Below are 13681 nucleotides of genomic sequence, written 5' to 3' on the forward strand. Positions count from 1 at the left end.
ATTTGACAAATTACACGTTCTCTTTTTCTGTTATCGGCAAAACATTGCATCGGTGTTAGTACAAGCTCGACTTGAACTGACAATTTTTTCGGGGAAAACACAGCATTTCCCAACAAAAAAAGCCACTTTCAGATTCGAAGTGGCTTTCTTACGTCTGGTTGGTTGGGCGCTTCAACAGTCTCCTAGTTGCTTCTACGTGCTGTGTTGTACTTCACCTTGATGCGGCGGTAGGTATTAATGACGGGACGATGCTTTCTCCCGATTAAACCAATGACCTCACTAACCATATGAATGACGAAGAGTAGAACACTTAGAATAACGATGGACAGGATTACAGTTTCATTCGCCTTCGTCAGGAGAATAGCAGTCAGCCCAAAGAAAATGCTAATGCTGTAGATTACCAGGACTGCTGTGCGGTGAGACAAACCAATTTTCAACAAGCAGTGGTGAAGATGCCCCTTATCTGGTGCAGAAATTGGCGTTTTGTTGATAATACGGCGAATAATCGCAAAAAATGTATCCCACAGCGGCACACCAAGAACGACAATTGGAATAATAAACGAAACGAACAGTGCTTCTTTAAAGCCCATGACAGATAATGCTGCCAAATTGAACCCGAGGAATAACGCACCTGTGTCGCCCATGAAAATGCGTGCAGGGTGAAAGTTGAAATATAAGAATCCAAGCGTTGCACCCAATAGTACAAAGCAGTACATGGCTACCGTGTAATCTTGCTTAATCAATGCCATAACCGCCATCGTAGCTGTTGCAATAGCAGATACACCAGCAGACAAGCCATCCAGCCCATCAATCAGGTTGACAGCATTGGTCACCCCGACGATCCAGAACATGGTGATCGGAATCGCCAGTAAGGCAAGCCATCCATGTGAAAAGTCAAGACTTCCACCAAACGGCAGATTAACAACTCCAATTTTTAAGCCAAACGGGATTGCTACAAGTGCTGTCCCGATCAATTGACCAATCAATTTCCACTTTGGCGAAAGTTGTAGTTTATCGTCTAACATCCCGACAATTAATACAATGGTTCCACCAAAGAAAATACCAAGCATTTCTGTTTTATTGAGATATGGAACAAACAAGAAAAACGACACCACATAGCCGATATAAATGGCCAATCCACCCATGCGTGGCATGATTCTCGTATGTACCTTACGATGATCCGGGGAATCTACTGCGCCTATTTTTTCGGCCAATCGCTTCACAAACGGTGTTGCTATGAACGCGATGACCATCGCAGTTAAGAGTCCAAGGATAAATTTAACCACCATTCCGGTTCCCCTCTCTCTATTCCCTCCCGAGCTTTCGCTGGCAGGCAGTGACCCTACAAACGTTTTTGTCTAAAGACTGCAAGAATAAACCGAGGTATAGCTAACTGTCTTTTCCATCGAGATGGTTGCTTTAGCAAGCGATACAACCACTCTAGATGCAGGCGTTGCCAGATTTCAGGCGCCCGCTTCACTGTCCCAGCCAGGACATCAAAACTTCCACCTACACCCATGGCAAGCTTCACACCGAGGCGATCCCAATAATTCGAGATCAGGAAATCCGACTTCGGCGCTCCCATTGCCACGAACAGGATATCTGCCTTGCTTGCAGCTATTTGGTCAAAAATCTCTATCTCTTCTTCTGCACGGAAATACCCGTCAATTGCACCCACGATCTGTGCTTCAGGGTATCTTGCGGCTAACTCTTTGGCTGCACGTTGGTTCACTTCAGGTGCTGCACCTAGTAGAAAAACCTTCCACTTCCGTGTGTTTGCTTTTTCCATCAGCGCTTCCAATAATTCAATTCCAGTGACACGTTCCGTAATCGGGTAATTTAAAATTTTAGCGGCGTATACGATTCCAATACCATCCGGGACGATATAGGCTTGTTCCACTATGGCTCGAAATCGTTGATCCTCGTTAGCAACCATGACAATTTCGGGATTAGCTGTCACTACATGGGTGCGCTCTCCATCCTGTATTCTGGTTGCCAAGTCTGTTACCGTCTCAGTAAAGCCGTTTGTAGTAAACGGAACACCGAGAATTCGTACGACATTCATCGTTTTCGTATGCCTCCACCCTCGTTACCGTCTCAGACGTGAAAAAGTACAAAATTGTTTCACCGTAAGCAATTCTACTCCAAAAGAAAAACACATTCAAGACAAATTCCTCTTGTTCTGGCAAATCCCTAACATTTGGAAGAAATCAGAATGTGTTTATTCGCACTTATTGAATAGCGAAAAGCATATCTCCTTCAGCAACAACCTTGCCTGCCACACGAGCTACAGCATGTCCTTTGCCAATAGAACCACGAAGTCTTGTCAGTTCTACCTCCAGCTCCAGTTGATCGCCTGGTTTCACCTGTTCCTTGAAACGGAAATCGTCGATCCCAGCGAACAAAGCGAGCTTTCCTTTGTTCTCTTCCACACTGAGAACAGCTACTCCACCTACTTGTGCAAGTGCTTCTACAATGAGTACGCCAGGCATTACCGGATACTGTGGAAAATGACCCTGAAAAAACGGTTCGTTCATGGTAACATTTTTAATCCCTACTGCACGTTTTCCAACCTGCAAGTCAGTGATACGGTCAACTAGCAAAAACGGATAGCGATGTGGAAGAATTTCCATGATTTGATTAATATCCAGCGTAGTAGTGGTTGCGTCCATTTGACTAACTCCCTTTCAATTGTCTTATCCTTAATATGGCGTGCATGAACAAGTCAACTTCAACTTACCCTATAGATAATTCCTATTCCTATCACTCACAAAAGAGCGGGAACGGGATTAAGATATAGGAGCACTTCTGTTTGAGAAGTGCTCTTCCCTATTCATTATCTGGACTTTTACACTTCTTTTTGATCGAGAACCCTGTTTAGCAGGCGAACTTTGACCAGATAAATGGCACTCGTCACGAACGAAAAGGCGATTACCACCCAAAGTGCTGTTTCTCCATTTGGATACTGGAACATGATCAGCGTGAAGACGATGTAAAACAAGACTGTCGTCAATTTGCCGAATGCATTTGCTGGAACCGTTTTCTTGCCACGAAAGTGAAAAAATGCAGATGTTACAATCATACCCACATCACGAACAAAAAAGAATAAGAGCGCCCATAAACTGATGCGTTCAGTGATAAAAAATGAAGTGATCACGGTGAGCATCATTAATTTGTCTGCCAAGGGATCCATCATTTTTCCGAATTCTGTTACCAACTTGTATTTTCGTGCGATATATCCATCGACGATGTCAGTGATTCCAGCGAGTATCAAAATGAAGAAAGAAATCTCTACATGATAAGGGAATGGTGAAAAGAATATATACAGGTAGATCGGGATTAACATGATGCGAAAGACAGTTAGCGAATTCGGTATATTCACCATTTATCCCTCCATCTAATTCTGCCGAAAAAGACTGCTTTTTGTATTATACTCTCTAGTTTCCAAAAGCATCAACAAGATTTAACTAAAGTTGGAAAAAGAAAAGAGCCCCTTTGGAACCAAAAGAGCTCAGGAATGTTCATTTCATTATTTGCCGGTGAATATCAGATCATACATGTGCTTGTAGGTTTGGACGCTAAAAATCTCAGAAACAGGCTGCTTCCCTAGCACACTGTATCCAATCGCCAACCCTACAGTAAGTGATGCGAACAGAAGAAAAGGAATCAACAATAGCTTGGCTACCGTGATCATCCAAGGCTTGCCGCCGCCCTTAAAAGAATGCTGTTCTTCTTCCTCCTGAGAAGAGAAACTACGCCCTTCTACCTGGTCCATGAGAGTCTCCTCCGTCTATCCGTAATTAACTACTGCGAATGGAATTGGCAATTCCCATCATCTGATCAGCAATCCCAACAGCCCGTGAGTTAAGCTGGAATGCCCGTTGAATCACAACCAACTGGGACATTTCATCCTGCAAACTCACGTTGGACATTTCCAAGGCTCCCTGGCGAATCGTAGGGGGAGTCTTGTTAAAGTTGTATTCAGGACGATTCGGGTCATTTAATACGCTGAACACATTCCCTGGGTTGGTTTCTCCTTCTGGAAGCTCTAAGAGAAATTCATTATTCCCTGCTTGAACAAACTTGTCAGCGTTTGGCACTTCCCATAGTGGAATGCGCAACCCGCTGTCACGATCTCCATCAAGTGAAATACTTCCATCCGGCTCGATCTTGAACTTCTGGTCTTTTGGAATCTCGATCGCAATCCCACGGTCATCTACCAGTACATCTCCTGAAGCAGTGACTAAATTATAAAAAGCCTCTGGGTCCGCTTCCGAATTCGTTAGACGGAAAGCACCATCTCTTGTCAATCGGTACTCTTCTTTCTGGAGAATTCCATTGTTATCCAGAATACGATGACTCACCATAAAAAAGCCATCTCCTTCGATCATCAGATCAGAAGGGATTTCAGTAATTTTAGCTGACCCTTGAGCCATATCAAGTTTTGTGTGGCCAAGCTTTACACCACTACCGATCCGCAACCCTTCGGCAGTTGTACGGCGCTGTGCATCCGTATATGGTTGTTCTTTCATTCGATCAGACAACAACTCAGAAAACGTAACACTTTTGCGCTTGTACCCATACGTATCGATGTTAGCCATGTTGTTGGAGGTATTGTCAATCGCTTGCTGCATGGTTCGTAGTGCTGACCTGGAAATATTCAGTGATTGTATCAATTAGTCCCTCTCCTTCTAGCCACCGACACGGCCAATTTCATTTACAGCTTTACCAAGAGTTTGGTCAATCGTTGAGATGACACGCTGGTTTGCTTCATAGGCACGAACTACGCTCATCATGTCTGTCATGGTTTTGGATGGATCAATATTGGCTCTCTCTACCCAGCCCTGACGAACGGCAAAGAATCCATTGTACTCTGGGTTGTCATCCACATTCGGCGGTACGTCTTGTCCGCCATAACGATACAGGTTGTTCCCTTCCCGGACGAGCTCGTACGGATTAGCAATTACTTTGAGTCCTACTCGAGCAGGCTCGCCATTCAAATATGCCAATTGAATAAGTGGTTCACCCTCTGTATCCGGGTCTGGAACGAAGATGGCACCGGTCTCTGTTATCTTCACCTTGTTGCCAAAGTTAACAGTTGATCCGTCACCACGAAAGTCTACATTATTTACTGAAATTGCAATTCCTCTGTCATCCAGCACGTTATAACCGTCTGAGGTAACCAGAAACCCTTCTGGATTCACCATAAAGCTACCGTTGCGTGTATATCGTATATCCGCTTGGTCGACTGGATTCACTGTGTCCTCCGCTTTGGCAACAGCAAAAAAGAGGCGTGGCTTTACTTCTTTACCATTTACAATGAGCGGATTATTCGGATCAACCGGTAAATTATCTGTTAACGCCAAGTCATATGGCTGTTTTGTCTCTTCAATATCACCCTGTGAAAAAATAGCTAGCGCTTCCGGCATGTACGCCCCTGTATGTAAACGACCGATTGGCACAGGTTGTCCCGGCATGGAAGGCCATCCCTGTATATCCGGGCCTTCCTTATCACGAATTCGTGAAAGAAGCTGCTCAGGAAACGAACGAATAACTCCCTCGTCCTCTTTATAACCTGGAGTATTCACATTGGCTAGATTGTTAGCTAATGTTTCCTGACGGCGCTGCATGGCAAGCATGCCTGAAGCCGCAGTATACAAGCCTCTAATCATTTAATTCGTCCCCCTTGCTCAACTTTTTCTTTCAATCGGGTCGTGTCTTCTGACAAACCTATACTATATTATCGGGCAAAGAACCTATTTTTTTTATAGCTAGGTACTTTATCAAGATATTCCAGCATCATTCCGGTACCTTTTGCAACACACATCATCGGATCTTCCGCTACGAGCACAGGAACTTTCAACTCTTCTGCCAGCAAATGATCGAAGCCGTGCAAGAGTGCTCCCCCACCTGTAATGAAGACCCCTTTATCAATAATATCGGCAGAAAGTTCTGGCGGTGTGCGTTCCAATACATTTTTGGAGGCTTGTACAATTGCACTCGCAGACTCAGCCAGGGCTTCCTGGACTTCTGCGGAACGGATGGTAATGGTTTGTGGCAACCCCGTTACCATATCACGCCCGCGAATATCCATCTCATCCTGGCGTTGGCCGAAAACAGTACCGATATTCACTTTAATATCCTCAGCGGTGCGCTCTCCAATTAACAATTTGTATTTGTTTTTTATGTAACGCATAATGGCAAGATCAAATTTATCGCCTGCAATTTTAATGGAAGAAGACGTAACGATATCCCCCATGGAGAGAACAGCTACGTCAGTTGTCCCACCGCCAATATCCACTACCATATTGCCTGATGGTTGGAATATATCAAGTCCCGCACCAACAGCAGCAACTTTCGGTTCTTCTTCAATGTATACTTCACGAGCTCCGCCGCTGCGCTCAGCCGCTTCACGGATCGCTTTTTGCTCAACAGATGTAATATTCGTAGGGCAGCAAATCAAGATGCGCGGACGGGCAAACAAGCTTTTTCCGCCAATTTTGATCAGGAAGTGTTTTAACATTGCTTCTGTAATTTCGAAATCTGCGATAACCCCATCACGCAGGGGACGAATGGCCACAATATTCCCTGGTGTCCGCCCAACCATGCGATGGGCCTCATGTCCAACTGCCAACACCTTTTTGCTGTGATTATCTATTGCTACTACCGACGGTTCGTCGAGAACAATACCTTTCCCTTTCACATAAATCAACACATTGGCCGTACCCAAGTCGATACCGATATCTTTACTAAACATAAGGGCCTCCCTGTACCATTAACATTGCTACATCTAATAATAGGTTTTTATTCGAGCGAGGACAAGGAATTCCTTCATGAATCGACAGGATTTTCGTGGAAAACGTCTCAACGTTTTTCATAAAAACTGGATGAGGCCGTTCTTATGCATAAATCGGTCATGACAGTCCTATACACTTTCTTCCTGTTCAATTCTGACTTTTTTGTTCTTGCGTTTGTATTTGATTTTCGTCGCTTCTCCTCCCCGTAAATGTCGAATGGCTTTGTGATATTCGAGAATCTCCTTTACCTGGTTTGCCAGCTCCGGATTAATCTCGGGCAATCGCTCGGTTAGATCCTTGTGCACCGTACTTTTGGAAACACCGAACTCTTTGGCGATCATGCGAACCGTATTTCTGGTTTCAACAATGTATCTACCTATCTTTATGGTTCGCTCTTTGATGTAATCGTGCACACCCCTCGCCTCCCTTATCGGAATTGTCTGTTACAATATATGGGTAGGGAAGGACACATATTCTACGTTTCCAAGCCTGACAAGCAGTGAACTTCACAACTTTTTTTGGAAGGCGTGTACAACTAGCTTTAGAATCAGGAATTGCCTCGAGAAAAACCTGAAATATTCCTTAAAAAATAAATAAAAGCACCTGCCAAGAGTGACAGGTGCTTTTCGAACTTTATCGAGTTTGCGTCTCTTCTGTATTGAGATATTGCATTGGATTAACCGGTTCATTGTCTACACGTACCTCGAAGTGCAAGTGTGCTCCTGCATCCTTCTCAAATACGTTGCGTCCGGCTGTTCCGATTTTTTGGTCTTTGGTGACCTCGTCGCCAACTTTCACTGCAACTTTTTCCAGGCTTTGATATACCGTGACCATTTTGTCTGCATGTTCAATCTCAACAAGGTTACCAACAAGCGGATCATTCTCCACTTTCACGACTTTACCAGGCAATGCAGCAGTTACATCGAAAACTTTGCCATCTGTCGATTTGATGTCGATACCGGTATGCGGAATGAAAGACTCATCGTATTTGACGAGGGCAGCAGCCTGATTTTCCTTGCTTTCCTGATCGTCAAAGAAGCTCATTCCCAATTCATACTTTACACCTTGAGCAATTGGCCAGTTGAGCGGTTCCGCTGTATTACTCACTGGAACTGCCTCTTCGTTCGTCTCCGTTACCGCTGGTTGCTCAGTTGCCGTTTTGTCGGTTTGGGAGATTCCGTTGAGAAGCTGAGCCTTGTCAATCATTTGGTTCGTAGCATTTCCTTGGTACCACATCACAATAGCTAGAATGATTGCTGCCGAGCCGATGTAGATTGCGGGAAAAGCCCACTTCTTGCTTACGAAGGTTTTCCATGCAGATTGTTTCTTGAAAGGAATTGGTTGATTTGGATTTTTTTGATCTTCCATTTAATTATCACCTCATCCCTCAGTATCGCCAGAATTGTGACGTATAAACCTGAGAAACTAGGGAAAATTAAAAAAATTGCAGTTTTCTTATCCTCTGAGCATTTTTTGATAGTTTTGCAGAGTTACCCCTTGATAGAAATACTTTACGATCTGTTCTGCATTCTTTCCGCTTTTCGCCATTCCATTGGCTCCCCATTGGCTCATTCCTACTCCGTGACCGTAGCCTCTCATCGTGATCCATATCGTATTTCCCTGACGCTGCATTGTGAAGGAAGTAGAGTTAAGACCCAATCGCTCCCTTATTTCACGCCCCGAGAATTCTTTCGCACCAATGCGAATTTTGCCAATCCGATTTCCTGTTGTTCGCTCCACAATAGTGAACCAACGACCATTTGAACTAACGGTCTGATCCAGTTGAATCCCTAGTTTTTGTTCAAATTCATCTAGCTGAATCGACTTCTGTTCCTCGAAACGGGGTGATTCTCTATCCCAAGGGCTTGCTACACTTTTCAGGTAGGGAATGGACTTTTCCCAGTATTCTTCCGCATTCTCAGTAAAGCCGTTGCTTGTGGAAAAAAAAGTGGCATCAATGGGTTCTCCATTGTAGGTTAATACCATGCCAGAGGTTTCTTTTACTGCTTGAACAATTCGCTGTTTCTTCCATTCATACAAAGTACCCCACCGCTTTTTCCGTTCTGCATCATCGAGATACGCCTGATGCTTCACTGTATCCTCTACTTGTGCTCCTTTGGGTGCATCTCCAAACGAACCTTCTCTCAATCTCCGCACAATGTACGTTCGAGCAGCCAACGCTTGTGCCTTTAACGCCTCCATCTCAAACTCTGCTGGCATCTCCGCTGATACTACGCCTTCGATATATGTTTCTAATGGTATGGACTCGATTTTTTTGGTAGCTGTCCGGTACACCTTTACCATCACTTGCTGTGAGGCAGGCGTAACCGTAGAATCGGGAAGACGAGTGACAGGTGGTGTGGCAACAGGAGAATAGTAATACACGAGGGAGGCTGGGACAATCACAAGAAGAAGGGGAAGTACGACCAGTAGAAAAACGATGTGGCGCTTCATAAAAAATCATCCTCCTAAACGTACTGGACAAACTGACCATTACAGTCTATGTCGAGGTTTAGGAGGATAGAACGTGACAAGAGATTACGAGAGTACCTTGAGTTTCGATACCATACGGTCAATTCTTTCCATTGCTTTATCTAGTTGTTCTAGTGAAGTTGCATACGAGCAACGAATATGTCCATGCCCACTCTCACCAAATACTTCTCCAGGGACAACAGCCACTTTTTCTTCCAGTAGCAATCGCTCAGCAAACTCATTGGACAACAGACCCGTTGATTGAATCGAAGGGAACGCATAAAAAGCACCCTCTGGTTCGTGGCAGGATAATCCGATTTGACGGAAAGAATCAACGACAAAATTGCGGCGTTGCTTGTAGCTCTCTACCATGCGGTCTACATCATCCTGACCAAAACGAAGTGCCTCCAGTGCCGCCATTTGGGCCATTACCGGAGCGCAAAGCATCGTGTACTGATGAATTTTGAGCATGCCACTCAATAGATCAGGCGGTGCACACACATAACCAAGTCTCCAACCAGTCATTGCATACGCTTTGGAAAATCCAGAGATCATAATAGTTCTGTCTTTCATACCTGGAATCGATGCAATGCTTTGATGAAGGCTGCCATAGGTCAATTCAGCATAAATTTCGTCAGAGAGAACCATCAGATCATATTTATTGATGATCGGAATCAATTGCTGCCACTCATCGTGATTCATCGTACTTCCGGTCGGGTTATTCGGATAACAGAAAATAATCGCCTTGGTTTTGCTTGTAATATTCGCTTCCAGTTCTTCTGCCGTGAGTTTGAAATTGTTTTCAACAGAAGTCCGAATAAAAACAGGGACGCCTCCTGCCAGACGAACAATCGGCTCATAGGAAACGTAGCAAGGCTCTACAATCAGTACTTCATCTCCAGGATCGAGCACAGCTCGAAGCCCGATATCAATCGCTTCACTGGCCCCAACCGTAACCAAGACTTCCGTTTCCGGATGGTATGAAAGAGAAAAACGATTCTCCAAATAGCGGCAAATCTCTCGGCGCAGCTCAATCATTCCCGCATTGGATGTATAGGCGGTATATCCTCGCTCAAGGGATGAGATACAAGCTTCTCTTGCCCTCCACGGCGTTACAAAGTCAGGTTCGCCAACCCCCAAGGAAATAACGCCTTCCATGGATGCTGCCAGGTCAAAAAAACGTCTGATTCCTGACGGCTTGAGGGATGCAACGGTCTGGGATAGTCTCGTTTTGGTTTGTAATTGCTCACTCATGGGGTAACCACCATTCTACGGTCATCGTCTCGTTCTTCCAGGATAATACCGTCATGTTTGTATCGTTTCAGGATAAAAGATGTCGCTGTTGAAACCACAGAATCAAGCGTGGCCAGCTTCTGAGAGACAAAATTCGCAACTTCACGCATGGTTTTTCCCTCCAGAATGACAGAGAGATCATAGCTTGCACCCGACATCAGGTAAACTGCTTTCACCTCTGGGAATCGGCTGATGCGTTCTGCTACCTCATCAAAGCCTACTTCTCGTTTGGGAGTAACTTTTACGTCGATCATTGCTGTTACATAGGGGTCATCTTCAACCTTCTCCCAGTTAATCAATGCAGGATACTTCACAATTACCTTTTCATCTGTCAGTTGTCTGATCGTGCGCTCAACTTCTTCTGGTGAAACAGCTAGTAATTTGCTTAGCTGATCAGACATGAGCTTGCTGTTCTCTTCAAGTAGACGCAATAACTCTCGTTGCTTCTGCTTTTCCATTGTTCCACTCCATCCTTGTTTAAGCATTTTTAACCATAACTATAGCACAGCTTTGCGTCTACTCAAGCAAAACGCAGTGGTAAAAATCATTTTATAAGAAAACCCTTTATGAATGAGGCTAAGAATCAGAAACTGGCCAACAATAAAAGACCTCTGTTTTAGAGGTCTTCTTCCATGGCAACTTTTATGCAAAATTTGCAGAGAAATTTACTTTCACTGATTGTGGTTTCGTCTCTCTCACTTCTGCTGCAGGCTGCTCAACCACTTTTACACGTTCAATGTATGCACCAAGTGCTTGCAGCTTTCCAGTAATGTCAACATACCCGCGATCGATATGATGCAATCCGCCAACTTCTGTCTCTCCATCAGCAATCAGTCCTGCGAGGATAAGCGCAGCACCTGCCCGAAGATCAGTTGCGCAGACTTTTCCACCGGTAAGCTTTACGCCACCTTCGATAATCGCACTGCGTCCTTCAATTTTGATGTTGGCGCTCATGCGGCGGAATTCTTCTACGTGCATGAATCGATTTTCAAATACGGTTTCTGTTACGATGCTGGTACCTTCAGAAGCAAGTAACAACGCCATCATTTGCGATTGCATATCGGTAGGGAATCCAGGGTAAGGTAAAGTTTTTACGTCTACTGCTTTTATCGGACCTGTGCGACGTACACGAACCCCGTTTTCTTGCTCATCCACGTCTACGCCCATTTCACGCAGCTTTGCTGTGATTGGTTTGAGGTGGTCGCAAATCGCACCCTCAACGAAAATATCTCCGCCCGTTATCGCTGCAGCAACCATAAATGTTCCTGCTTCGATGCGGTCAGGAATCACGTAATGTGTGCAACCTTTCAGCTTCTCGACCCCTTCAATCCGAATGGAGCCCGTTCCTGCACCACGAATTCTTGCACCCATGCTGTTCAGGAAGTTGGCCAGATCAACAATCTCCGGTTCTTCTGCAGCATTCTCAATTACAGTGACCCCTTCAGCGAGAGCCGCAGCCATCATTATGTTCTCTGTAGCTCCTACACTGGCGATATCTAAATAGATTTTGGCACCTTTTAATCGGCCTTCTACGTTTGCTTCTATGAAACCTTGTCCAATCTCGATTTTCGCTCCCATTGCCTCGAAACCTTTGAGATGCTGATCAATGGGTCTTGTCCCAATTGCGCAGCCACCAGGCAACGCAATTCGAGCTTTACCTTTCCGGGAAAGAAGAGGGCCCATTACGAGGAAAGAGGCTCTCATCTTACGTACTAACTCATAGGATGCCTCAATTCCGCTCAAAGCCGTTGCATCAATATGCAAAACTTCGCCGTCGTATGTAACCTCAATCTGCAGTGTTCTGAGCAATTCGCAAATTGTATAAACATCATCAAGCGCTGGTACATCGTGAATGACACTTATTCCATCTTCTGCGAGTATCGAAGCTGCAATAATAGGAAGTACAGCGTTTTTGGCGCCTGAAACTTTTACATTTCCCGCTAATGCCTTACCACCGCGGACAACGATTTTTTCCAATGTATATCCCTCCGCGTGCTCTCTTAGTATTCCGCCGTGATGATCGGTGTCCCTACCTTAATTCTGGTTTGTGAGTGAAGCGCATCAAGGTGGGTTGCCACCTGAACGTTCATCTTGTTTTGACCCGAGTTAATGAAAGATTCCCATCGCTCGGTATATGCAGAGATACTAGTTACCGTCTCATCCTGAAGACGTTCAATTTCCTTAGCTTGCAGTGAGGAAAGTACTGATTTCACCTTGTCCCCCTGCTGATCAACACTCAGTTTATCACTGTATATTCCGCTAATACAAGTGCTAAATTGCGGAATCCTTGAAGCCTTTGTTAATAGTAGGGATACTTCCTTGCGAGCTTTCTCAACATCTTGTGCATTTTTACCTGTTCCAGTAATCAGCAGCACAAGATATGCATGAATTTTGCTGTTATGTGGTACACCAATCATACGGAATTTTATCGTGGCTCCACCTTTTATTGTATGAGATTCATAGATGATTTGATTTTTTTGATTACCTGTTTTTCCGTTATATGGTACAGCTAACTTATCCTGCCATTCCCTAGTAAGAGCCTCTAGGTCTTTCGTTGCAGAGACCACTCCTAAGTCAATGGATGTTCTTACTTCTACTTCGGTTGGCTCGACTCCGGTTTGCTCCATCGCCTGCATGATTTGCGAGATGGTGGATTCTTTTGCCAAGACTGGCATGCATACGATAAACGCTAGTAGTGCAAACAAAGCTACTTTTAAGTATCCCATGTATAACTCCCCCATTTTGCTGCTATCTATGTAAAAATAGTTTGCACGAAAAAATGGTGGCTTATACCAGTCCAAACTTCCTAAATCGAACTACCTGACGAACGTACTCTTTTACTTGATAAAGTTCTGTAGCATGAGCGACCAACCCAAATACTCCATGAAAAAATCAGCTACCCCATGTCCGATAAAGATTGAAAGCATGATTTGCAGCAGTTTGGTTTGCGCACTATCTGCTTTCTTCACAAACAAATCAAATCGAAAAATTTGCAAGGCCCACCAACTCAAGCCAATACAAACAATTGAAACGACAATGCTCACTAGCGCTGAAACACCGAATGAATCCATTCCATTCACTCCTCACTATCATTACCCACCCAACCTAGGATAAGGCTG

General features: G+C 44.6%; 16 protein-coding genes. All 16 read right to left on the bottom strand.

Annotated features, from left to right (window positions below; all coding sequences use genetic code 11):
• Positions 1–182: 182 nt before the first annotated feature.
• Positions 183–1289, bottom strand: coding sequence for a glycosyltransferase family 4 protein (locus ACPW7N_RS05680; protein WP_425650061.1), 1107 nt, complete (start codon positions 1287–1289; stop codon positions 183–185).
• A gap of 53 nt (positions 1290–1342) precedes the next feature.
• Positions 1343–2065: a WecB/TagA/CpsF family glycosyltransferase gene (locus tag ACPW7N_RS05685; protein ID WP_425650062.1), complete on the bottom strand. Its 723-nt coding sequence runs from the start codon at positions 2063–2065 to the stop codon at positions 1343–1345.
• 166 nt (positions 2066–2231) lie between these two features.
• A complete protein-coding gene (gene fabZ, locus ACPW7N_RS05690) occupies positions 2232–2672 on the bottom strand; it encodes a 3-hydroxyacyl-ACP dehydratase FabZ (protein WP_425650063.1) in 441 nt (146 codons plus the stop codon).
• A gap of 176 nt (positions 2673–2848) precedes the next feature.
• Entirely contained in the window at positions 2849–3382 is a 534-nt protein-coding gene (gene pgsA, locus ACPW7N_RS05695; protein ID WP_425650064.1) for a CDP-diacylglycerol--glycerol-3-phosphate 3-phosphatidyltransferase, read from the bottom strand.
• Between the two features lie 147 nt (positions 3383–3529).
• Complete coding sequence (locus ACPW7N_RS05700; protein WP_425650065.1) at positions 3530–3775, bottom strand: DNA-directed RNA polymerase subunit beta; 246 nt, start codon at positions 3773–3775, stop codon at positions 3530–3532.
• 25 nt (positions 3776–3800) lie between these two features.
• Positions 3801–4676: a flagellar hook-basal body protein gene (locus ACPW7N_RS05705; RefSeq protein ID WP_425650066.1), complete on the bottom strand. Its 876-nt coding sequence runs from the start codon at positions 4674–4676 to the stop codon at positions 3801–3803.
• Positions 4677–4691: 15 nt separating this feature from the next.
• A complete protein-coding gene (locus ACPW7N_RS05710; RefSeq protein WP_425650067.1) occupies positions 4692–5672 on the bottom strand; it encodes a flagellar hook-basal body protein in 981 nt (326 codons plus the stop codon).
• A 68-nt stretch (positions 5673–5740) separates the two neighbouring features.
• Positions 5741–6757, bottom strand: a complete 1017-nt coding sequence (mreB, locus tag ACPW7N_RS05715; RefSeq protein WP_425650068.1) for a rod shape-determining protein — start codon at positions 6755–6757, stop codon at positions 5741–5743.
• A gap of 168 nt (positions 6758–6925) precedes the next feature.
• Positions 6926–7210 carry a sporulation transcriptional regulator SpoIIID gene (gene spoIIID, locus ACPW7N_RS05720; protein ID WP_165212387.1) on the bottom strand — a complete coding sequence of 95 codons (285 nt, stop codon included), beginning with the start codon at positions 7208–7210 and terminating at the stop codon, positions 6926–6928.
• Between the two features lie 220 nt (positions 7211–7430).
• Positions 7431–8165, bottom strand: a complete 735-nt coding sequence (locus tag ACPW7N_RS05725) for a peptidoglycan DD-metalloendopeptidase family protein (RefSeq protein ID WP_425650069.1) — start codon at positions 8163–8165, stop codon at positions 7431–7433.
• An 87-nt stretch (positions 8166–8252) separates the two neighbouring features.
• Complete coding sequence (gene spoIID / locus ACPW7N_RS05730) at positions 8253–9251, bottom strand: stage II sporulation protein D (protein WP_425650070.1); 999 nt, start codon at positions 9249–9251, stop codon at positions 8253–8255.
• An 84-nt stretch (positions 9252–9335) separates the two neighbouring features.
• The gene (locus tag ACPW7N_RS05735) at positions 9336–10523 is read right to left on the bottom strand and encodes an aminotransferase (RefSeq protein ID WP_425650071.1); all 1188 of its coding nucleotides are present in this window, start codon (positions 10521–10523) and stop codon (positions 9336–9338) included.
• Positions 10520–11020: an Lrp/AsnC family transcriptional regulator gene (locus ACPW7N_RS05740; protein WP_425650072.1), complete on the bottom strand. Its 501-nt coding sequence runs from the start codon at positions 11018–11020 to the stop codon at positions 10520–10522. Before ACPW7N_RS05740 ends, ACPW7N_RS05735 begins: the two co-directional genes overlap by 4 nt.
• A 184-nt stretch (positions 11021–11204) precedes the next feature.
• Positions 11205–12539, bottom strand: a complete 1335-nt coding sequence (gene murA, locus ACPW7N_RS05745) for a UDP-N-acetylglucosamine 1-carboxyvinyltransferase (protein ID WP_425650073.1) — start codon at positions 12537–12539, stop codon at positions 11205–11207.
• A 23-nt stretch (positions 12540–12562) separates the two neighbouring features.
• Complete coding sequence (locus ACPW7N_RS05750; RefSeq protein ID WP_425650074.1) at positions 12563–13288, bottom strand: YwmB family TATA-box binding protein; 726 nt, start codon at positions 13286–13288, stop codon at positions 12563–12565.
• A gap of 111 nt (positions 13289–13399) precedes the next feature.
• On the bottom strand, positions 13400–13633 hold the full coding sequence (locus ACPW7N_RS05755) for a DUF1146 family protein (protein WP_425650075.1): 234 nt from the start codon (positions 13631–13633) through the stop codon (positions 13400–13402).
• Between the last annotated feature and the right edge of the window lie 48 nt (positions 13634–13681).

It is taken from the genome of Brevibacillus nigriterrae (assembly GCF_049846925.1).
GTDB lineage: Bacteria > Bacillota > Bacilli > Brevibacillales > Brevibacillaceae > Brevibacillus_H.

Coding starts and splice junctions, on each gene's coding strand:
- ACPW7N_RS05680 (WP_425650061.1), bottom strand. CDS start 1,289: ATGGTGGTTAAATTTATCCTTGGACTCTTAACTGCGATGGTCATCGCG.
- ACPW7N_RS05685 (WP_425650062.1), bottom strand. CDS start 2,065: ATGAATGTCGTACGAATTCTCGGTGTTCCGTTTACTACAAACGGCTTT.
- fabZ (WP_425650063.1), bottom strand. CDS start 2,672: ATGGACGCAACCACTACTACGCTGGATATTAATCAAATCATGGAAATT.
- ACPW7N_RS05700 (WP_425650065.1), bottom strand. CDS start 3,775: ATGGACCAGGTAGAAGGGCGTAGTTTCTCTTCTCAGGAGGAAGAAGAA.
- ACPW7N_RS05710 (WP_425650067.1), bottom strand. CDS start 5,672: ATGATTAGAGGCTTGTATACTGCGGCTTCAGGCATGCTTGCCATGCAG.
- mreB (WP_425650068.1), bottom strand. CDS start 6,757: ATGTTTAGTAAAGATATCGGTATCGACTTGGGTACGGCCAATGTGTTG.
- ACPW7N_RS05725 (WP_425650069.1), bottom strand. CDS start 8,165: ATGGAAGATCAAAAAAATCCAAATCAACCAATTCCTTTCAAGAAACAA.
- spoIID (WP_425650070.1), bottom strand. CDS start 9,251: ATGAAGCGCCACATCGTTTTTCTACTGGTCGTACTTCCCCTTCTTCTT.
- ACPW7N_RS05735 (WP_425650071.1), bottom strand. CDS start 10,523: ATGAGTGAGCAATTACAAACCAAAACGAGACTATCCCAGACCGTTGCA.
- ACPW7N_RS05740 (WP_425650072.1), bottom strand. CDS start 11,020: ATGGAAAAGCAGAAGCAACGAGAGTTATTGCGTCTACTTGAAGAGAAC.
- ACPW7N_RS05750 (WP_425650074.1), bottom strand. CDS start 13,288: ATGGGATACTTAAAAGTAGCTTTGTTTGCACTACTAGCGTTTATCGTA.
- ACPW7N_RS05755 (WP_425650075.1), bottom strand. CDS start 13,633: ATGGATTCATTCGGTGTTTCAGCGCTAGTGAGCATTGTCGTTTCAATT.